Raw genomic sequence first — 20,555 nt, forward strand, 5'->3', positions numbered from 1 at the left:
GGCGCCAAATAGATAAATGCCATATCTGTACGCAAAATTTTTTTATCAATGCGCTTAAAGGAAAGGATTCCAAAGCGAAAATCAAGGAGGAATGATTTATGAGAATCAACAATAACATTATGGCGTATAACGCCCACAGGCAGTTAAAAGTGAATGCATCGGCACAGGAAAAGTCCCTTGAGAAATTGTCATCAGGTTACAAGATCAACAGAGCCGGAGACGATGCAGCAGGTCTGTCCATCTCAGAAAAGATGAGAGCGCAGATTAGAGGTTTGCAGATGGCATCAAAAAATGCCCAGGACGGTATTTCATTGATACAGACAGCAGAAGGAGCATTGCAGGAAACTCATGCAATACTTCAAAGAATGAGAGAGCTTGCAGTGCAGGCTGCAAACGATACAAACGTAGCTAAGGATAGAAGTGCCATAGCCCTCGAAATAAAGGAACTCTCGGACGAAGTAACCAGAATAGCGCAAAAAACCCAGTTTAACACCAGAACACTGTTGGCCGGCGGATTGGCTAGTTCAAATGGAATTACAATTCAAATTGGTGCCAATAAAGGAGAGACCTTAACTATATCAATAGGAACAATGACAGCTGCAAAACTTTCAATATCAGCTCTGAGCGTTGCAAGTACTTTGGCAGCTCAATCGGCTATTTCGAAGATTAATGATGCAATTAATTCAGTATCGAAAGAAAGAGCAAGTCTTGGAGCTAAACAGAACAGGTTGGAGCATACAATAAAGAACCTCGATACAGCAGCAGAGAACTTGCAGGCATCTGAATCAAGAATTAGAGACGTAGACATGGCTCAGGAAATGATGAACTTTACAAAGAACAATATTCTCAATCAGGCTGCTACAGCAATGTTGGCACAAGCCAATATGGTTCCGCAGGGAGTTCTTCAGTTACTGGGATAGTACTTAGCATTTTGATTAATTATCTTTAAACCCAAAATTGTGGCAAGGATGCCATGAAAATCAAGGAGGAATGAATTTATGAGAATTAACAATAACATTATGGCGTATAACGCCCACAGACAGTTAAAAGTAAATGCATCGGCACAGGAAAAGTCCTTGGAGAAATTATCATCAGGTTATAGGATCAACAGAGCCGGAGACGATGCAGCAGGTCTGTCCATCTCTGAAAAGATGAGAGCCCAGATTAGAGGTCTGCAGATGGCATCAAAAAATGCTCAGGACGGTATTTCATTGATACAGACAGCAGAAGGAGCATTGCAGGAAACTCATGCAATACTTCAAAGAATGAGAGAGCTTGCAGTGCAGGCTGCAAACGATACAAACGTAACGAAGGACAGAAGTGCCATAGCCCTTGAAATAAAAGAATTAGCAGAAGAAGTAACTAGAATAGCAAATAAAACCCAGTTCAACACCAGAACACTGTTGGCCGGCGGATTAACAAGTGCGAATCCGGTTACAATTCAAATAGGTGCCAATAAAGGTGAAACCTTGACTATAACAATAGGAACAATGACAGCTACAAAGCTTGCGGTATCGGGTCTGACTGTTAACAATTCTGCAAATGCTCAATCGGCTATTACAAAAATTAACTCAGCAATCAACACAGTATCAACAGAAAGGGCAAAACTTGGAGCTAAACAGAACAGGTTGGAGCATACAATAAAGAACCTTGATACAGCAGCAGAGAACTTGCAGGCATCTGAATCAAGAATCAGAGACGTAGACATGGCTCAGGAAATGATGAACTTTACAAAGAATAATATTCTCAATCAGGCTGCTACAGCAATGTTGGCACAAGCAATATGGTTCCGCAGGGAGTTCTTCAGTTACTGGGATAGTACTTAGTATATTGATTAATTATTTTTGAACAATAAATTATGGCAAGGATGCATGAAAATCAAGGAGGAATGATTTATGAGAATTAACAATAACATTATGGCGTATAACGCTCATAGACAATTAAAAGTAAATGCATCCGCACAGGAAAAGTCCCTTGAAAAATTGTCATCAGGCTACAAAATCAACAGAGCCGGAGACGATGCGGCAGGTCTCTCCATCTCAGAAAAGATGAGAGCGCAGATTAGAGGTTTGCAGATGGCATCAAAAAATGCTCAGGACGGTATTTCGTTGATACAGACTGCAGAAGGGGCATTGACTGAAACTCACGCAATACTTCAAAGAATGAGAGAGCTTGCAGTGCAGGCTGCAAACGACACAAACGTGGCTAAGGATAGAAGTGCTATCAAACTTGAATTGAATGAATTGGCTGCAGAAATCACACGTATAGGTGATAAGACTCAGTTCAACACCCAGAATTTGCTGACAGGAAGCTTAAGTGGAAAGATACTGCAGATTGGTGCCAATAAAGGTGAGGTTCTCTCAATTACAGTAGGAGATATGAGATCTACCGCTTTAGGTGTACAAGCAACTGCCTTGTTGGTAGATACATCCAGTAATGCCCAAGCTACTATTGCGCTGGTCAATTCAGCAATTAACAAAGTATCAACAGAAAGGGCAAAACTTGGAGCTAAACAGAACAGGTTGGAGCATACAATAAAGAACCTTGATACAGCAGCAGAGAACCTGCAGGCATCTGAATCAAGAATCAGAGACGTAGACATGGCTCAGGAAATGATGAACTTTACAAAGAATAATATTCTCAATCAGGCTGCTACGGCAATGTTGGCTCAAGCCAACCAGGTTCCGCAGGGAGTTCTTCAGTTATTGGGCTAAATTATAATGCAAAATTATAATGTAGCATAATGTTGCTGAACAAAAGGCCGGCAGGGATTCTTGCCGGCCTTTTTTAGAATATTTAACATGCAGGAGGAGTTTATGGGCGACATATTCAGGCATAATATCGATGCTTTAAAGGAAAAATATCCGTATTTGGCACAAGTTTTCGAAGATTTGAATACTAAAGATTTCGAAAGCAGTGTTGTCCTTGAAAAGTCAAGGAACGGAATGCCAAACTTTAAAGTAAGAAAGGGAGAACACACATTTTTTGTGCACAGCACATATGACCCCAAGACAGAGGCGGTTCGATGGACAGAAAGAATTGATTTAAAAGGTTTTGATACAATTGCAGTTTTAGGTGTTGGATGCGGATATCATATTGAAGAACTTGAAAAAAGATTTCCCGATAAAAACAAAATTGTAATTGAGCCCGACAGAAATGTGTTTCTAAAGCTTCTTAACACAAGAGATATTACACATTTAATATTGAATGAAAACATACTGTTTATAATTACTGAAGATACCGAAGATGCCGGAAGGGTATTCTTATCGCTCAGGGAAGAAGGTCAGATAGACAGTGTGGAGTTTAGTGAATTGTTAAGTTATAGAAAAGTTTATGAGGAATGGTGGTTGAATTTAAAAAAAGATTATATAAGATTTGCGAAATTGCATCAAATAAATACCAATACAAGTGTTTTTTTTGCGGAAACATGGTTAACCAATTTGTTTGAGGGAATGTTACAGTTGGCAAGAAGCGCACATATCAAGGAATATAAATCTGCTTTTGCCAATATTCCCGCAATTATTGTCTCTGCAGGTCCGGCATTGAATAGAAATATACATCTTTTAAAAGATTTGTACGATAAAGCTGTCATCATTTCAGCAGGTTCTTCAATTAATATTTTGGAAAACAGGGGGATTACACCCCATATTATGGTGGGCGTGGATGGCGGTGAGGCTGAAAGCCGGATATTTAACAATGTAAAATCCGATGAAATATATTTTGCTTATACTCTTTCGGTTCATTATGACGGGCTGAAAAATTATAACGGACCGAAAATATATTTTAAAACCAATGTACTTGAATATGGAGACTGGATTGACAATAAGATGGGAATTGACGGTGCAGAATACTTGCGCTCCGGTTCTTCTGTGTCGAATCTATCCTTGGATATTGCCAGGTATATGGGATGCAATCCGATAATTTTAATAGGTCAGAATTTGTCTTTTCCAAATATGGAATCTTACGCACAAGGAGCAGTATTAAAGCAGGAACAGGACAAAAGCATCCGGGAGCATATAGAGCAAAACATCAAATACTATCTCCTTGAAAAAGATATTTACGGTAATGATGTATATACCACTGAGAGTATGCTTTCCATAAAATTTTATTTTGAGGAATATGTCAGGATCTATTCGGACAGGTTGTATTTGAATGGCTCCGAAGATGGGTTGCCGATAAGAGGAATAGAGAATGTGCCTTTAAATGAAATCATAGAAAGATACTGCACAAAGGAATATGACATTAAGGGAATGCTGGATAAGAAATTCAAAGAGGAATTTGATGCAGGAAGTGTAAAAGACAAAGAAGCCAAAATTAGAAATATTTTGGATAACATTCACAATCAAAGCAGTGAAATAAAACAAAAAGCTATAAAGAGAATAGATTTAATTCTCGATATATTAAATAATATTAGAGGTAATCACAATGCCAAGTGGAAGCAGATTGACAGGTTAACAGATGAAATCGAGAACTGTGATATCTATAAATATTTCGTTGAACCTTTAAGTAAATACTTTATTCAGGCCATTAAGAATGAAAGAGAAAGAAGAATGGAACATATATCCGATATACAGGAGAGATTAAAATATCTGTATGAGGGATTGCTTATGCAGTATACCGAAGTAAAAGAAAAAATTGTCCTTATTGACGAATTGTCAAAAAAGTAATAGAAGAAATTGATAAAAAGGAGGGAGTAGAATGTCTCAGTATGCCTTGAAAAAGGAAATTATAGGTACGGCAGCAGAATATATTGTAAAAGCTTCTGAGGGAGTTGGGCAGATAGTAGAATTTTTTCAGAGCGGAAGGGAAGACGTAGCAACAAGAATGATGGTTGACCTCGTAGAAGGGATTGAATGGCTTACCCAGGCTATAGAGGGTACAAAGGATATACACGGAGAGTATTCGATGGATATCTCGCAGGCAAATTCCATATTGAGAGAGATTTCGGAGGCCTATGAAAATATGGATTATGTCCTGATTAGTGATTTGTTGGAATATGAGCTGGTACCCATAGTAAACATATGGCAGGAACAACTTGCGAACATAAAGGGAGTATTGGATAATGACAGTGCTGGAGAATAATCTGGAGTTGCTGAAAAAAGATATCCGGATATATATAATGAAATAAAGAATATTTATGTTGATTCAAATATGTACCGTATTATAGAAAATGGCGAAGGGCAAAAGACTTTAAAGGTGACTCAAAGCTTTTGCGGCGAGAGTAAAAGCCATTTTTTGCACAGTAAATATCATCCGCATATTGAAGCAGACAGATTTGCCCGGGAACATTACAACCCGGAATTTCCTACCCATATTCTGTACGGGTTTGGGCTTGGTTATCATATTGAGAAAATTGCCGGGCTTTTGGGGTCGGGCAGCAGGCTGTATGTAATAGAGAATAATTTGACGGTTTTTAAGTCAGCATTGGAGAATATGGACCTTTGTTCTATATTGGAAAATCCATGCATTTTTCTGATTGTTTCAAAGGATGTTGTTCACATCTCGAAAAGAGTAAAAAAAATAATTGATGATAATTTTGATGAAGTTAATTTTATAACGCATCCCGCCTCATTGAAAGCAATTCCTTCGGAAAACGAATATTTCAAATTTGTAATGGAAAATTGGAATCTTAAGAAAAGTATTACCGATGATTATAACAACAATTTGCAAAATAATGCAAGTGAAAACTTGAAGCTAAACAGTCCGAATGTAGGGATCTTTTTTGACAAGTTTAAAGATGTCCCGATAATTGTTGTATCTACCGGACCTTCCCTTGATAAAAATATAGATTTGCTAAGAGAAGCAAAAAATAGGGCGCTCATTATTTCAGCGGGTTCTGCCCTAAGACCTCTTCTTATGAGGAATATAGAGCCAGATTTGTTTGCCATTATTGACCCGCAAGAGGCGACATACAACCAGATAAAGGGATATGAAAATATCGGTATTCCTCTTATTTATCTCGCAACTGCTGCTTCTTATACTATTTCACGTTATTTGGGTCCGAAGTTGGTGGCGTATTACGGAAAGTATGATAATGGCTCTGAATATACAGTGGATTCGGGCGGATCGGTTGCGACCACTATACTTGATATAGCTATTAAAATGGGAGGAAATCCTATTATATTAGTGGGACAGGACTTGGCGTATGTGAACGGAAAAAATCATGCCCAACATGGCAGCCACACCAGCATTTACTCGCCGGAATTAAAAAACATGAGGAGAGTAAAAGGGCAAAACGGAGAGATGCTGTATACATCCCTGGGACTGTTAAGTTATAAATACTGGATTGAAAACAGGATCCTAAATGAGCAAAGGATATTTATCAATGCCACAGAGGGCGGAGCTTATATCGAAGGAATGAAACATATCAAGTTAAGGGACGTAATTTCCGATTATCTAAAAGAAAGTTTTAATTTTAAAGATGAAATTGAATCTATACTGAAAGAAAGCGGGAATCAGTATGTTTAAGGACAAAAGGATATTGATTATCGGTGGGACAGGCTCCATCGGACAGGCTTTAATTGAACGTATTCTGATTGAAAATCCTGCAGTAATCAGAATTTACAGCAGGGATGAGTACAAACAGTTTGTGCTTGCTGAAAAGTTCAGGGAAAACACCAATATCAGATATCTTATCGGTGACGTAAGAGATGAGGATAGATTGGACAGGGCAATGAATGGTATCGATATTGTGTTTAATCTTGCAGCTCTTAAGCATGTACCCGCATGCGAATATAATCCTTTTGAGGCAGTTAAGACCAATGTTATTGGAAGCCAGAATGTAATAGCCTGTGCCTTGGCGAATAAAGTAAAAAAAGTAATTTATACCAGCAGTGACAAGGCTGTTTCCCCAACCAATACCATGGGTGCGACAAAGCTTCTGGCAGAAAGGCTTATGTCCTCATACAATTATGCAAGAGGGGGCGTAGATACTGTATTTGCTTCTGTTAGATTTGGAAATGTAATGGGCTCAAGGGGCTCTGTAATTCCTCTATTTAAGCAGCAGGTTTTAGAAAAGGGATATATTACGGTAACCGAGCCGGAAATGACAAGATTTATGATGTCCCTTTCTCAGGCAGTGGAACTCACCATAAAAGCTTGCAATATTGCAAAGGGTGGGGAGGTTTTCGTGCTGAAAATGCCTGTAATCCGGTTGAAAGATCTGGCAGAAGTGGTCATTGAGGATGTGTGCCAAAAGAATAACCTTGATCCCAAAAAGATAGAGATTAAGAAAATAGGGTTAAGGCCTGGTGAAAAGATGTATGAGGAACTTATGTCGGAGGATGAATCGACAAAAGCCATTGAGCTGAATGATATGTACGTAATAAAGCCTCCTTTTGATGATAACTACTGTTCAAATGCCAGAAAAGCGGTTATAAGCAATTATAGCTCTCAAAAAGAAAAGATTCTAACCAAATCACAAATAAAAGAGTTACTTATCAGAGAAAAATTAATTTAATTGTTTTTTTGCAATAATTATAAAATAATTACGAAGGGTGACAACTATTGAAGATATTACTGATAAATATTTCATTAAGACCCGAATCACCAACACTTTTGCCGCCTTTAGGACTGGCTTATATAGCCACGGCAATCCACAATGCTGGCTATGAACTGGAAATACTTGATATTGATGCTTACCGTTACAGTGATGATGAAGTTGAAAACATGATAAAAGAAAAAGATTTTCATGTGGCAGCAATGGGTTGTATCGTCACAGGATATAAACAGGTAAAAAAACTGTGCAGTATAATTAAAAAACATAAAAATGTGCCCATAATTGTAGGAAATTCTGTGGCATCTTCTGTGCCTGAGCTCCTGCTTGAAAAGACTGAAGCTGATATTGCAGTTATAGGTGAGGGAGACATAGCTGATATCGAAGTTTTAAAAGCTTTGGAAAACAAAGAGGATCTTTCAAAGGTAAAAGGAATATATTATAAAAAGGACGGTAAGATTTACAAAACACCCAAAAGGGAGGCAACAAAGGATATCGACAGCATTCCTTTTATAAACTGGGATTTATTTGACGTAGATTTATATATTGAAAAGAGTAAAAGATATATGAATGAACCCTATCCGGTTCCGTATGAAGAACTTCGGTCATTACCTGTAAATACCGCTAGAGGCTGTGCATTTAACTGCACATTTTGCTACCATGTTTTCAAAAAGGATAAATACAGAGTCCGTTCGCCTAAGTCTGTATGTGAAGAAATGAAACATCTTAAAGAAAAATATAATATAAACTATGTAAATTTATTTGATGAACTTACATTTTATTCAATAAAACAATGTGAGGAATTTGTGGATACTCTTATGCAATATGACTTAGGAATATTTTGGAAGGCGTGCTGCAGAGGAAATTTATTTAAAGAAAAGGATATTGGAGTTGCCAAAAAGTTAAAAGAAGCTGGTTGCGTTGGGCTCGGCTATTCTCTTGAATCTGCAAATCAAGAAATTTTAAAGGCTATGAATAAGAAGCTTAAAAAAGAAGAATTTATTGAACAGACAAGAGTACTTAAAAAAGCAGGACTTGCTACTTGGACGAGCCTTGTGATAGGGTATCCGCAGGAGACGGAAAAGACTTTACAAGAAACTTTTGATTGCTGCTATGAGGCAGAAATCTACCCAAGTGTAGGATATCTGATACCTCTTCCCGGTACTCCTGTATTTGAATATGTAAGGGAAACCAATGCTGTAAAAGATGTGGAGGAATATCTTTTAAATTCGGGCGATAGACAGGATTTCAGGATTAATCTTACCTGTATGGATCAAAAGACAATAGAAGATATAGTGAAATTAAATCTTAAGAGAATATCTAATAAGTTGGGCCTTGCACTTGAGGAAGATAAGCTTATAAAAACAGTACGTTATAAGTATAATGATTTGAAAGTGGCAGCAAAATAACAGGAGGAATAGAATATGATGGGCAATTTGCAGGAAAACACATGGTCAGGCCAGTTTGGTAAGGATTATACCGATAGATGTATATTCGGCCCTAAAGAGCTTAACAGCTTTTATAAAAATGAATACGGCATAACCAGGCAGGATATGAACAACAGATTCTTATTAGGGCTGGGATTGGAGAATAAGAGAATTCTGGAAGTTGGATGCAATGTAGGCAATCAGCTTAGGATGCTTCAGTATATGGGGTTTGGCAATCTATATGGGATAGAGCTTCAGCAATATGCGGTTGAAAAGGCGAAAAGTCTTACTCAAGGGATAAATATCATTCAGGGGTTGGGGATGATATACCTTTTAAAGACGGATATTTTGATATGGTATTTACCAGCGGAGTATTAATTCATATATCACCTGACAATATAAACCGGGTGCTTGATGAAATATACCGATGCACAAAAGAATATATTTGGGGATTAGAATATTATGCCGATGAATATACGGAAATAAATTATAGAGGCAATGATAACCTTCTCTGGAAAACTAATTTTTCAAAGCTTTATCTTGATAGATTTCCGGAACTGGAATTAGTAAAGGAAGAGAAATTCAAATACCTAAATAATGACAACGTAGATGTAATGTTTTTACTTCGAAAAAAGAAATAACCATTACTTGATAAGATAGGAGGAGTATATGAAAACAGGTGCTATTGTTCAAACAAGAATGGGTTCAACAAGATTACCTGGCAAGGTTATGTTGGATTTGTGCGGAAAGCCGGTTATAGAGCACGTAATAGACAGGTTGAAGCTATCAAAGCTGTTGGATGAAATAATTATTGCGACTACCGCATTGGAAATGGACAAGGTAATAGTGGAACAGGCCAAAAAAAACGGTGTGAAATGGTTTTGCGGCAGTGAGGATGACGTGCTGTCGAGGTATTATTATGCAGCTAAAGAAAACGACCTAGATACGGTGATTCGTATTACTTCGGACTGTCCTTTGATTGATCCTGTGTTATTGGATAAGGTAGTGGAATTTTATACTTCCAACAATTATATATTGGTAACAAATGCAGGAAATGATTTAACTCAGAGAACATTCCCGAGGGACTTGATGTTGAGGTGTTTTCCTTTAAAGTATTGGAAGATGCCTTTTATAATGCAACAAAAAGCCATCAGAGAGAGCATGTTACTCCTTATATGTATGAAAGCTATGAAAAAGATATATACTACTTTAAAAATGATACGGATTATTCTAACCTTAGGTGGACGCTGGATACAAGCGAAGACTTTGAGTTGATTTCTATAATTTACGATAAATTGTATGACAGGTATGACGGAAAATTTGGCTTTGAGGAGGTCCTGGAGTTTATAAAATTAAATCCTGAGCTATGTAAGATCAATGCAAATGTTGAACAGAAAAAGCTGGTATAAAAAATATTAAGAAAGGATTTTATTTATGATAGAGAAAAAACATGAGTTTGAAAATTATTATAACATTAATAGTGAATACAAGGTAATTGAGTGTAAAGACTGCGGCTTTTATCACGTTTATCCTTATCCTTACAATGATTTTTTGAATACATTTTACTCTAAAGAATATAAAGATGAATTAAGCAAAATAAATCTCAAAGAAAAAGTGACAAGAATAAAAAACCTAATAGAATCCGGAGAAATACTAGATATAGGATGCGGTAACGGCGAGCTCCTTAGGGAATTTGAAAAGCAAGGATTTAAATCTTACGGTATAGAACCGTCAGAAAGCAGAGCAAAGGAATGCAATGAGAAAGGGCTCAATGTTAGAAATGAATTTGCGGATAAAAACGGATTTGGCAAAAAATTTGAACTGGTAAATCTCAGCTTTGTATTGGAGCATATACCTAATCCTTATGATTTTATGGAAAAGATAAAGTCGGAATTTATGTCTGAGAAAGGCTATTTATCTATTGAAGTCCCAAACGATTTTAACCTTTTGCAAAGGGTTTATGCAGCTTATCATAAAACGGAACCATATTGGATACATTTCCCGGACCATTTGAATTATTGGAACTTTGAGAGCTTCAGGACCTTCCTTAACAGGACAGGGTTTGAAATTATCTATCAGACATCTTCGTTTCCTTTGGAAATATTTTTATTGATGGATGAAGATACATAAAAGAAAAGGAACTTGGGAAGGTATTGCATTCAAAAAGGCTGCAATTTGAGTCAAAGTTTAAAGAAGTAGGTCGCACAGAAGACATTTTCATGATATACCGGAAGTTATCTGAAATTAATATTGGAAGAGAGATACAAGTTGTTGCTAAAAGGGTAAAGTAGCAGCTCTTAACAGGTTAAAATGTATTCAAATCTAATAAATGGGAGCGATATAAATTATGGCAACTGATTTCAATACAAAGATACATTGCAGTGATGAAGAACGTAGTAAACGTAAGAATTTTTACGACCTGTTCAAGAATAGTCCCATACCTGAAAATGAATTGCTTTCAAACTTGGGGCTTTATACCAACAGACAAACCTTATCAAGACAGCTGTTTATGCATGAACTGTATAGGAAAATAATTAATGTCCATGGAATTATTATGGAATTTGGCGTAAGGTGGGGACAAAACCTTGTGTTGTTCGAAAATTTTAGAGGTATTTATGAGCCGTTTAATTACAACAGAAAGATTGTAGGATTTGACACTTTTGAGGGTTTTCCGTCAGTTACAAGCATGGACAAAGGGCTTAGAAAAGGTGACTATAGTGTAACTGAAAACTATGAGGAACACTTAGAGAAGGTGTTGGACTATCATGAGTCGGAAAGCCCGACTTCACATATAAAAAAGTATGAATTGATTAAAGGAGATGCTACTGAAACTTTAAAGAAATATTTAAAGGACAATCCCCATACTATAATTGCATTGGCATATTTTGATTTCGATATTTATGAGCCGACAAAAGAGTGTTTGAAGTTAATAAAAGATCACATTACAAAAGGAACGATAATAGGATTCGACGAACTTAATGTCGGCGATTTTCCGGGAGAGACTATAGCGCTGAAAGAAGTTTTAGGATTGAGTTCTTACAGAATCCAGAGATTGCCGATAAGTCCTCTGCAGTCCTATATCGAAATTATTTAGATAAATAATTTCAGGGGTGATATATATGCAAAGCAGAAGAATTAAAATCAGGAATAGGGAAATTGGTGAGGGGTGTCCCTGTTACATTATTGCGGAAATGTCTGCAAACCATGCAGGAGATTTTCATAGAGCAGTCGAAATAATACATGCAGCAAAAGAAGCCGGTGCGGATTGTATAAAAATACAGACTTATACACCGGACACTATGACCATAAATTGTGATAAAAAATACTTTCATATAAATGGCGGTACTTGGAAAGGCGAAAATTTATACGGTTTGTATCAGAAAGCAAATACACCTTGGGAATGGCATGGACGGCTCAAAGAAGAAGCTGAAAAAGCAGGAATTGACTTTTTTTCAACTCCTTTTGATAAATCGGCTGTGGACTTTTTGGAGGAACTTGGTGTTGAGTTTTACAAAATAGCTTCTTTTGAGATTGTAGATATTCCACTAATAAAATATATTGCGTCAAAGAGAAAGCCTATTATTATGTCAACAGGTATGGCAACTTTGGGAGAAATTGAAGAAGCTGTGGAAATCATTAAGGCTCAGGGAAATAGTGATTTCTGTCTATTGAAATGCTCCAGTGCCTATCCGGCAGTGCCGGAACAAATGAATTTAAAAACTATAACCCACTTAAAAGATACATTTAATGTTCCCGTGGGTTTGTCGGACCATTCCATGGGTTCGGTTTCTGCGATTATGGCGGTTGCATGGGAGCAAGCGTTATTGAAAAACATTTTTGTTTGAGTAGAAAAATCAAAAGTCCCGATTCATCTTTTTCCATGGAGCCGGAGGAGTTTAGAAAGATGGTTGAAGATGTAAGGGCGGCGGAAAAATCCATAGGAAAGATCAGCTATAGTATTTCGGAAAATGAAGCAATAAGCCGCAGTCACAGAAGATCGATTTTTGTTGTGAAAGATATAAAAAAAGGAGAGGCCTTTACAGAGGAAAACATAAAGGTAATAAGACCTGCAGACGGTTTGGAGCCAAAATACTTTGAGCAGGTTTTAAACCGGAAAGCATCAGAAGATATTGAGAGGGGGACACCGCTGAAATGGACAATGATAAGTTGAAAGATGGGTATGTAAATTATATAAATATTCTTGAGCTTGATAATATATACATCGACAAATTAAGGAACTGGCGCAATCAGGATTTTGTAAGGAAGAGAATGTTTAACCAGGAAATTATTACTGAAAAGGAACATGCCAGATTCATTGAGCATTTGAGAAATAACAGTGAAAAAAGCTATTACATATGTTTTTTGGGAAGCAGGCCCTTTGGTGTATTGTGCTATGATTTCTACAAAAAGAATAATAATCTTGAATTCGGTTATTACTTAGTTGAACAGGAATTTATAAATAGCGGGCTTGGAATAGTTATGGAATATTCGTTGTTAAATCACGCGTTTTATGATTTGAAAGTTAATAAAGTATTTTGCAGGACGATGTCTAGCAATGAAAAGGTTGTACATTTGCATACGAACTTTGGTTTTGTGACAGAAGGCATATTGAAACAGCACGTCAAAATAAACGACAGTTATGAGGATATAACATTGCAGGCTATTACTGAAAGCATCTGGGCTCAAAACAAGGTAAAGATTGAGAAGTATATGAGAGTAATAGTTGATATTGATAAAATAAGTCCGATAACCGGGAGGTGCTGATTTGGATGGAAAAACTGATTGAATTGGTGTCCGAAATATTAAACCTTGATAAAGAAAGTATAAGTCTTGAAACTTCAAGACAGGAAACTTCTGCATGGGACTCATTAAATCACATCAGATTGGTGGCTGAGGTTGAAGAACAGCTAAACATAAAAATTCCTTTTGAGAAGGTACCGGATATAAAAAAAGTAGGTGACTTTTTAGATTATGTTAAGGAGTGATCGCTTTGAAACTGTCAGTGATTTCCAACATAAACTTAGATTCTGTTATTGGCAGGTTGTCAAAGCTGTATGATGTATACAAGACCGAAGGATATGGAACGTGGGTACAGGAGATAATAAACCCTAATTCCGGATTGTATTCTTTTGGACCGAATGTAATTTTTATTATTATTGACGGATATGAAATGTTCAAAGGTCAAAGCAAAAATGACAACACTATTGATATGAACATAGGTTATATTGAAGAAGCAGTAAAAAACAATCCCGATATTACCTTCTTTGTGAGCAATATTGATTTGTGGATGAGAAAAATTGAGAGTGCAAAGTCTGGGTCAAGAGAAAGAAGGCTTGAATTCTTGTGGGAAGAAGGCCTTTTTTGCTGAGCCGCAAATATAGAAATGTCTACGTTTTTGACTTGAAAAGTATTGTTGAGGAAAAAGGAAGGGAACAGTTCTACTCCAAAAAGTTATGGTATTTGGGCGGGATAAAATATTCAATGAAGGCTGAGAAACTACTGGAGCAGCATATTAATAGATGTGTTGCCTCTGTTAAAGGTATAAGAAAAAAATGCCTGATTTTAGATCTCGATAATACCTTATGGGGCGGTGTTGTAGGGGAAGCCGGTCCGGAAGGAATAGAGCTGGCGGATTTCAAGGAAGGTGCGAGGTATAAGGATTTTCAAAGAAGGCTGAAAGAAATAAAGGATTTAGGAATAATACTTGCTGTAGTTTCAAAAAATAATTTTGATGATGCGATAAAGATTATTAGAGAGCATAAACACATGGTGCTTAGAGAGGAAGACTTTGTTGCACTAAAAATAAATTGGGATTTGAAATCCAAAATATAAGGGATTTATCCGAAGAGCTCAATATTGGGCTTGATTCTATGGTATTTATTGACGATAATCCGATAGAAAGGGAAAGCGTAAAAAGGGAGCTTCCGGAGGTAACTGTTCCGGATTTTCCGCAAGATACTTCAGAACTTGCGGATTTTGCGATTGAACTTTATAATAATTATTTCTATATATTAAGCCCAACGGATGAAGATACTGTGAAAACCGAAATATACCGTCAGAATATGAAGCGAAGAGACGCACAGAAATCCAGCGCTTCTTATGAAGACTTTTTGAGAACTTTGGAAACTAAGATTGAAATTCACAGGATTAGAGCAGAAAATGTTCAAAGGGCTGCGCAGCTTACACAAAAAACCAATCAATTCAATTTGACTACAAAGAGGTATAGTGAACAGGAGCTCTTGGCTTTGATAGATGAGGAGGGCTTTGATGGCTTTGTAGTTAATGTCAGTGACAGATTTGGGGATAGCGGAATGGTCAGTGTGGTGATAACAAAGCATAAGACCGACAGTGAAGTTGAATTGGACACGTTTTTGCTAAGCTGCAGGGTTATGGGCAGGTTTATTGAAGATCAGATAATAGGTTTTATTGAGGATTTTTATAAAAAGTCCGGTTATAAAAAGTTGATTACATACTATAAGCCAACAGAAAAAAATAATCCGGTAAAGGATTTATTTGAAAGATTGGGCTATACCCTTTTAGAAGTCGATTCAGCAGGCAGCAAAAAATATGTTTTAGATTTAAAAGAATCAAACACTCGTTGTAGAAAGGAATTCGGGGAATTAAGGGTATTATAAGAATACACCATCTTGGTTATGCAGCTAAAACTATGGATGCTTCTATTGAGGAATTTCTAAAAATTGGGCGCAAAAAAGTAGGAAAAACTGTACTTGACGAGAATAGGAGGGTTTCAATTCAGTTTATGAATCTTGGGAATTATTGCATCGAACTGGTTGCACCAATGGATACCGAGTCTTCAATAAACAGCATTATTACCAAGTCAGTCAATACTCCATATCATATATGTTATAGTGTCGATAATATAGATGAGGCTGTTGGAAGACTGAAAAAAGAAGGTTATGTTTTAATAGAAAGACCCTCCTGTGCGGTTGCTATTGATTCCCATAAAGACGCATTTTTGTACAATAGGAATATGGGGATAATTGAGCTGGTAGAAGAAAACACACGTAATAAATTAAATTAGCTAGTAGAGAAAGATAGTTATTGTGAATACAATTGCTGTAAATATAAAGTGGCAGGAAAAATATGCCAAAGCCTCTAAATTGAACAGAGAAAGTTGACTGAGAGGTTGATATGGTGAATATAGGAATCAGAACTGATGGCAGTAGCGATATTGGCATGGGACATATAATGCGTTGTTTGTCACTGGCAAAAGGGTTTAGAAATGCCGGTGCCGGTGTTTTTTCTTAAGCCGGTTTGAACAGGGAATTTCAAGGATAAGGCAGGACAAGTTTGAAGTGATAGAAATGCAGTGTCGAAAGATCGGGCATTCAGACGGCTTTTTCTATGGAGATGTTTCAGAACTTGAAGAGGATGCAGAAGAAATAATTTGCCGGATTAAGGAATTTAATCTGGATATACTGGTTATTGACTCCTATAACGTTAGCCGGGAGTTTTTTTTGAAGCTTAAGCCGCATATAAAAAAGCTTTGTTATATTGATGATGTGAATAAATTTGTATATCCTGTGGATGTGCTGATAAACGGCAATATTACAGCTACAACTTTTAACTACACCAAATACAGCAACGACGAAATTATGCTTTTGGGCTTGAAATATAATCTCATAAGGATGAATTTAAAAACTTGTCCGAGAGAATAATAAACAGGGATGTACGAGAAATAATGATAACGACAGGGGGTTCAGACCCTTTTAATCTGAGCTTGAGGCTCGCCGGTATTATTCTTTCGGAGGAAGAATTCAAAGATATAGGGATTAATATTGTTGTAGGCAGCGGCTTTACCAATGTGGATAGCCTTCGGAAGCTGTGCAAAAAAAAATGCAAACGTTATACTGCATGAGAATGTCTCCAGAATGTCCGAAATAATGCTAAAGTCCGATATGGCAATATCGGCAGGCGGAAGCACATTGTACGAGTTATGTGCCTGTGGGACGCCAACTTTGGCAATTGTTATCGCCGATAACCAGAGGGAAATGGTGGATATGATGTCTTCCGAGGGCTACATAATCAGCTTGGGATGGCATGGAGAGCTCGCGGATATGGAGTTATTGCAAAAGATTAAGCTTTTGTGCGCGGATTATGAAAAAAGAGTATCTCTCAGCAAAAAAATGCAAAAGTTGGTGGATGGAGAAGGAGTAAGGCGTATAGTTGAAGAAATAATAAAAATAACTTCATGAAATTATCCGTTCTATAAACCACGTTTAAATAAACTACATTTTCAGGGAGAAATACATATGGATAAGAGAACAGAGCAGAGATTCATACCTTACGGACGTCAGTGGATTGACGAGGATGATATTAATGCCGTAGTTGAAGTATTAAGAGGAGATTATCTAACCACAGGCCCCAAAATAAAAGAATTTGAAGAGGATTTGGCACAGTATACCGGTGCAAAGTATGCTGTTGCCATATCCAATGGAACAGCAGCGCTTCATGCGGCATGTTTTGCTGCAGGGATAAAAGAGGGGGACGAAGTGATCACCACTCCCATTACTTTTGCAGCTTCTGCCAACTGTTTGCTGTATATGGGGGCAAAGCCTGTATTTGCTGACATTGATCCCGATACCTACAATATTAATCCGAAGGAAATCAGGGCCAAGATTACCGAAAAAACCAAGGCAATCATACCGGTGCATTTTACCGGACAACCCTGTGATATGGACGAAATATTGAGAATTGCCGAGGAATATAATCTATTGGTAATAGAGGACGGAGCCCATGCCCTTGGTGCAGAGTATAAAGGTAGAAAAATCGGTAGTTTAGGAGATATCACAACCTTTAGCTTTCACCCGGTAAAGCATATCACGACCGGTGAAGGCGGTGCAATCACGACAAACAGTGAAGAATTGTATAAAAAACTCACTCTTTTCAGAACCCATGGCATAACAAGGGAAAAGGAAGACTTGTTGGAAAATCACGGTCCATGGTATTATGAACAGCAGTATCTCGGCTATAATTACAGAATGACCGATATTCAGGCTGCCTTAGGTATAAGCCAGCTCAAAAAATCCGATAGATTTCTTAAATTAAGAAGAGATTATGCAAAACTCTATACTGAAGCTTTTGAGTCAATTGATGAGGTGGTTGTGCCATACCAGCTTGACGGAGCAAATTCATCATGGCATTTGTACATTTTAAAGTTGAAGCCGGAGAGACTTAATTGCGGCAGGAAAAAGATATTTGAAGAACTCCAAGCAAGAAAGATAGGAGTAAATGTCCACTACATTCCTGTATATTACCATCCGTTCTACAGAAAATTGGGATATAAAAAAGGTTTGTGTCCCCAGGCTGAAGATTTATATGAGAGAATAATAACCCTTCCTCTGTTCCCCAAGATGGAAAGAGAGGATGTCGAGTATGTAATTTCAAATGTTAAGGATGTACTTCAAAAATATATTATATAGAGAGGATGATGGAGCTTGAATATATTGGTAACGGGAGGCGCCGGATTTATAGGACGCTGGGTGGTTAAGAAACTTTTAGATGACGGGCACAAGGTGTGGGTATTGGACGACCTTTCAAACGGTCAGCGCAAGAACATTGAAGAGTTCATGCAAAATTCCAATTTTGCCGGATTTGTTGAAGGCGATATCAAAAACATTCCTGTTCTTGAAACTCTTTTTGAAAACAAGTTTGACATATGCTATCACTTAGCGGCAAGCATTAACGTACAGGACAGCATTGATGACCCGGGCACAACATTTCAAAATGATGTGGTGGGAACTTTTAACGTACTGGAACAGTGCAGGAAGTACAACACCAAAATCGTTTTCATGAGTACCTGCATGGTATATGACAGGGCAAACGATGAAAAAGGAATAACCGAAATACATCCCACAAAACCGGCTTCACCTTATGCGGGCAGCAAGATTGCAGGAGAGAATATGGTTTTATCCTACTGGTATGCCTATAAACTGCCGGCAGTGGTAATACGCCCCTTCAATACTTACGGTCCCATGCAGAAATCCAGCGGCGAGGGCGGTGTTGTGGCTATTTTCATAAAGAGGAATCTGGAAGGACTTCCTCTTAATATATATGGAGACGGTTTTCAGACCAGGGATCTGCTCTATGTTGAAGACTGTGCGGAATTTGTGGTACAGGCCGGCTATTCCGACAAAGTAAATGGGGAAATAGTAAATGCCGGGCTGGGTAAAGATATAAGCATTAATGATCTTGCATTTTTAATAGCTAAAGACAAAGAAAAAATAGTACATGTTCCCCATATTCATCCCCAAAGCGAGATATCAAAGCTTCTTTGCAACTACCAAAAGGCTAGAGAGCTTTTAGGATGGACTCCCAAAGTTTCTTTAGAGGAAGGTATAAAAAAGACGGAAGAATGGATAAAGAATCAAAGCTTTTAAAACCTGTAGAGAATGATAAATAAAAACGTTAATTATTGGAGTGATATACAAGGGAATAAAAAAGGATGTGAAAAGCCCAAATATAATCCTTTTTTATTCTATTTTCTTTTTTAAAATGTAGCTTAGTATCTTAATAATATTCACAATCTCCATTGTATTTCTTGCCGAAATATTTTTGCAAGTGTTCGTCAATTGTTTAATTGGTAATCTATTAACAGTATAGTTATCATTTTGTCTAAAATAAGTGCCATAAAATGTCGAAGATAGAAATGTAAATTGGTGAATGTGTAAGAAAGTAATGGGGGGGAAGTAGAAGATGGAGAAATTAAAGATGCTGGGCAAAATTAAATATCTATATTTTGAAAATAAGAATATTATTAGATATTTAAAAGAAATTGAAGGGAAAAAAGATAATTCCATTGAGGATATCATGATTAGTTATGATTTCCAGGCAGGAAGCTATACAGAGGCTTATAAAAGAGAACCAAAGTTAAAAGAATATTTTTGCTCTTGCCTTGCTAAAATAATTAATAATTTGGAAGACTATGATTCAATACTGGAAGTTGGTGTAGGCGAAGGAACTACTTTAGGACCTCTGTTAAAAAAGTTAAAGAAGAAGATAATCAAATGCTACGGTTTTGATATATCCTGGTCCAGAATTAAATATGCCAATAAGTTCTTAAATGAAATCGGCATAAACAATGTATACCTATTTTGCGGTGATTTGTTTTCCACACCACTAAAGGATAATTCGATAGATATTGTATATACATGCCATTCAATTGAACCTAATGGAGGTAGAGAGAAAGAGGCACTTAAAGAGTTATACCGTATTACAAATAAATACTTGATTTTATTGGAACCATCTTATGAATTTGCATCTGAGGAAGCCAGAAAAAGAATGGAATATCATGGATATGTTACGAACCTGTATAAAACGGCAAAAGAAAGCGGTTATGACGTTATTGAACATAGATTGTTTGGGGTGTCTCAAAATCCGCTAAATCCCACAGGATTGATAATTATAAGAAAAAATCATGAAGAAAAGAAATTTGAAAAAAGCATTCAGCATCCGATATGTTGTCCGGTTACAAAAACAGATCTTATAAAAAAGAACAGTGTATATTTTTCAAATGAGAGTTTTCTTGCATATCCAATAGTTGAGGGTATACCTTGTTTGCTGCTTCAAAATTCTATTGTTGCAACAAAGTTTTTGGATTAAACATTTACTAA

At 37.0% G+C, this 20,555-nt stretch carries 21 protein-coding genes and 4 pseudogenes; all 25 read left to right on the forward strand.

Going from position 1 to position 20,555, the window contains the following annotated elements:
* Positions 1 to 98 precede the first annotated feature (98 nt).
* The 25 genes and pseudogenes from JCM21531_RS04220 (at position 99) to JCM21531_RS04320 (ending at position 20,544) form a co-directional block, all read left to right on the forward strand.
* Complete coding sequence (locus JCM21531_RS04220) at positions 99 to 920, forward strand: flagellin N-terminal helical domain-containing protein (RefSeq protein WP_038287655.1); 822 nt, start codon at positions 99 to 101, stop codon at positions 918 to 920.
* A gap of 78 nt (positions 921 to 998) precedes the next feature.
* Positions 999 to 1,819: pseudogene (locus JCM21531_RS04225) on the forward strand (flagellin N-terminal helical domain-containing protein).
* Between the two features lie 76 nt (positions 1,820 to 1,895).
* The gene (locus JCM21531_RS04230) at positions 1,896 to 2,714 is read left to right on the forward strand and encodes a flagellin N-terminal helical domain-containing protein (RefSeq protein ID WP_038287658.1); all 819 of its coding nucleotides are present in this window, start codon (positions 1,896 to 1,898) and stop codon (positions 2,712 to 2,714) included.
* 102 nt (positions 2,715 to 2,816) lie between these two features.
* A complete protein-coding gene (locus tag JCM21531_RS04235; RefSeq protein ID WP_117407232.1) occupies positions 2,817 to 4,667 on the forward strand; it encodes a motility associated factor glycosyltransferase family protein in 1,851 nt (616 codons plus the stop codon).
* A 31-nt stretch (positions 4,668 to 4,698) separates the two neighbouring features.
* The gene (locus JCM21531_RS04240; protein WP_038287661.1) at positions 4,699 to 5,082 is read left to right on the forward strand and encodes a DUF8042 domain-containing protein; all 384 of its coding nucleotides are present in this window, start codon (positions 4,699 to 4,701) and stop codon (positions 5,080 to 5,082) included.
* Between the two features lie 69 nt (positions 5,083 to 5,151).
* Positions 5,152 to 6,468, forward strand: coding sequence for a motility associated factor glycosyltransferase family protein (locus JCM21531_RS04245; RefSeq protein ID WP_243467195.1), 1,317 nt, complete (start codon positions 5,152 to 5,154; stop codon positions 6,466 to 6,468).
* Positions 6,461 to 7,459 carry a UDP-N-acetylglucosamine 4,6-dehydratase family protein gene (locus tag JCM21531_RS04250; RefSeq protein WP_038287664.1) on the forward strand — a complete coding sequence of 333 codons (999 nt, stop codon included), beginning with the start codon at positions 6,461 to 6,463 and terminating at the stop codon, positions 7,457 to 7,459. Before JCM21531_RS04245 ends, JCM21531_RS04250 begins: the two co-directional genes overlap by 8 nt.
* Before the next feature lie 47 nt (positions 7,460 to 7,506).
* Complete coding sequence (locus JCM21531_RS04255) at positions 7,507 to 8,904, forward strand: B12-binding domain-containing radical SAM protein (RefSeq protein WP_038287667.1); 1,398 nt, start codon at positions 7,507 to 7,509, stop codon at positions 8,902 to 8,904.
* Between the two features lie 15 nt (positions 8,905 to 8,919).
* Positions 8,920 to 9,563 (forward strand): annotated as a pseudogene (locus JCM21531_RS24990) (pseudaminic acid biosynthesis-associated methylase).
* A 28-nt stretch (positions 9,564 to 9,591) separates the two neighbouring features.
* A pseudogene (locus tag JCM21531_RS04265) lies at positions 9,592 to 10,331 on the forward strand (cytidylyltransferase domain-containing protein).
* Positions 10,332 to 10,356: 25 nt separating this feature from the next.
* Complete coding sequence (locus JCM21531_RS04270) at positions 10,357 to 11,052, forward strand: class I SAM-dependent methyltransferase (RefSeq protein ID WP_054846994.1); 696 nt, start codon at positions 10,357 to 10,359, stop codon at positions 11,050 to 11,052.
* A 217-nt stretch (positions 11,053 to 11,269) separates the two neighbouring features.
* Positions 11,270 to 12,016: a crotonobetainyl-CoA--carnitine CoA-transferase gene (locus JCM21531_RS04275; RefSeq protein WP_038287669.1), complete on the forward strand. Its 747-nt coding sequence runs from the start codon at positions 11,270 to 11,272 to the stop codon at positions 12,014 to 12,016.
* A 25-nt stretch (positions 12,017 to 12,041) separates the two neighbouring features.
* Positions 12,042 to 13,093: pseudogene (gene pseI / locus JCM21531_RS04280) on the forward strand (pseudaminic acid synthase).
* Positions 13,075 to 13,686, forward strand: coding sequence for a UDP-4-amino-4,6-dideoxy-N-acetyl-beta-L-altrosamine N-acetyltransferase (gene pseH, locus JCM21531_RS04285; protein WP_038287672.1), 612 nt, complete (start codon positions 13,075 to 13,077; stop codon positions 13,684 to 13,686). Before pseI ends, pseH begins: the two are co-directional and overlap by 19 nt.
* Positions 13,687 to 13,691: 5 nt before the next feature.
* Positions 13,692 to 13,907: an acyl carrier protein gene (locus tag JCM21531_RS04290; RefSeq protein WP_038287675.1), complete on the forward strand. Its 216-nt coding sequence runs from the start codon at positions 13,692 to 13,694 to the stop codon at positions 13,905 to 13,907.
* Between the two features lie 5 nt (positions 13,908 to 13,912).
* Positions 13,913 to 14,290 (forward strand): hypothetical protein, encoded by a 378-nt coding sequence (locus JCM21531_RS20520; RefSeq protein WP_243467198.1) that lies wholly within the window; start codon positions 13,913 to 13,915, stop codon positions 14,288 to 14,290.
* Positions 14,266 to 14,754: an HAD-IIIC family phosphatase gene (locus tag JCM21531_RS20525; protein WP_243467199.1), complete on the forward strand. Its 489-nt coding sequence runs from the start codon at positions 14,266 to 14,268 to the stop codon at positions 14,752 to 14,754. The genes JCM21531_RS20520 and JCM21531_RS20525 overlap by 25 nt, the downstream gene beginning before the upstream one ends.
* Entirely contained in the window at positions 14,730 to 15,557 is an 828-nt protein-coding gene (locus JCM21531_RS20530; protein ID WP_243467200.1) for an HAD-IIIC family phosphatase, read from the forward strand. The genes JCM21531_RS20525 and JCM21531_RS20530 overlap by 25 nt, the downstream gene beginning before the upstream one ends.
* 2 nt (positions 15,558 to 15,559) lie before the next feature.
* The gene (locus JCM21531_RS04300) at positions 15,560 to 15,964 is read left to right on the forward strand and encodes a VOC family protein (protein ID WP_265445912.1); all 405 of its coding nucleotides are present in this window, start codon (positions 15,560 to 15,562) and stop codon (positions 15,962 to 15,964) included.
* Between the two features lie 283 nt (positions 15,965 to 16,247).
* Positions 16,248 to 16,601, forward strand: coding sequence for a hypothetical protein (locus JCM21531_RS20535; RefSeq protein WP_243467202.1), 354 nt, complete (start codon positions 16,248 to 16,250; stop codon positions 16,599 to 16,601).
* The gene (locus tag JCM21531_RS20540; RefSeq protein ID WP_243467203.1) at positions 16,586 to 16,801 is read left to right on the forward strand and encodes a hypothetical protein; all 216 of its coding nucleotides are present in this window, start codon (positions 16,586 to 16,588) and stop codon (positions 16,799 to 16,801) included. Before JCM21531_RS20535 ends, JCM21531_RS20540 begins: the two co-directional genes overlap by 16 nt.
* Positions 16,802 to 16,814: 13 nt before the next feature.
* Positions 16,815 to 17,138 (forward strand): hypothetical protein, encoded by a 324-nt coding sequence (locus JCM21531_RS20545; protein ID WP_243467204.1) that lies wholly within the window; start codon positions 16,815 to 16,817, stop codon positions 17,136 to 17,138.
* Between the two features lie 57 nt (positions 17,139 to 17,195).
* Positions 17,196 to 18,365, forward strand: a complete 1,170-nt coding sequence (gene pseC / locus JCM21531_RS04310) for a UDP-4-amino-4,6-dideoxy-N-acetyl-beta-L-altrosamine transaminase (RefSeq protein ID WP_038287680.1) — start codon at positions 17,196 to 17,198, stop codon at positions 18,363 to 18,365.
* Positions 18,366 to 18,380: 15 nt separating this feature from the next.
* Entirely contained in the window at positions 18,381 to 19,322 is a 942-nt protein-coding gene (locus JCM21531_RS04315) for a GDP-mannose 4,6-dehydratase (protein WP_038287683.1), read from the forward strand.
* A 316-nt stretch (positions 19,323 to 19,638) separates the two neighbouring features.
* Positions 19,639 to 20,544, forward strand: a complete 906-nt coding sequence (locus tag JCM21531_RS04320; RefSeq protein WP_038287686.1) for a methyltransferase domain-containing protein — start codon at positions 19,639 to 19,641, stop codon at positions 20,542 to 20,544.
* Positions 20,545 to 20,555: the final 11 nt, after the last annotated feature.

The organism is Acetivibrio straminisolvens JCM 21531 (genome assembly GCF_000521465.1).
Lineage (GTDB): Bacteria > Bacillota > Clostridia > Acetivibrionales > Acetivibrionaceae > Hungateiclostridium > Hungateiclostridium straminisolvens.